Source organism: Pseudoalteromonas sp. S3785 (genome assembly GCF_005887365.1).
GTDB lineage: Bacteria > Pseudomonadota > Gammaproteobacteria > Enterobacterales > Alteromonadaceae > Pseudoalteromonas.
Map to the genome: position 1 here is coordinate 1 of NZ_PNCT01000225.1, position 362 is coordinate 362.

General features: G+C 42.3%; 1 protein-coding gene. It reads left to right on the plus strand.

Annotation, left to right across the window (positions count from 1 at the left end; genetic code table 11):
- Positions 1-354 (plus strand): DUF2058 family protein (locus tag CWC17_RS19240; protein ID WP_138614657.1); only part of this gene is annotated, 354 nt, incomplete at its 5' end.
- Between the last annotated feature and the right edge of the window lie 8 nt (positions 355-362).

Genomic DNA, 362 nt, shown 5'->3' on the forward strand with positions numbered 1-362 from the left:
CAAAAAATTGGGGCTACTAGTAACACAAGTGAGCTGCAAAAGCACATACAGGAAACTCACTTAGAGCAGCAAAAAAAGGCTGAAGAACTTAACCAGACTCGCCAAGAAGAGCTTAAGCAACGTGAGCAAGATGCTCGTGTTAAGCAAATACTAGAGCACCATAACCAAGACTCTATCCGCGGTCAGAGTACCTTTAATTTTACTTACGATAACAAAGTAAAAGGGAAAGACGTAAACGAGAAAACCCAAAAAGCGATATGGGGAGGTCGTTTAGCTTTTTGTGAACTGGCAGGGCAGTTATACGTACTCGATGATGAGCCTGCGCGTAGAGTAGAGGTAGTTGATGATCATTAGTGTCTTTT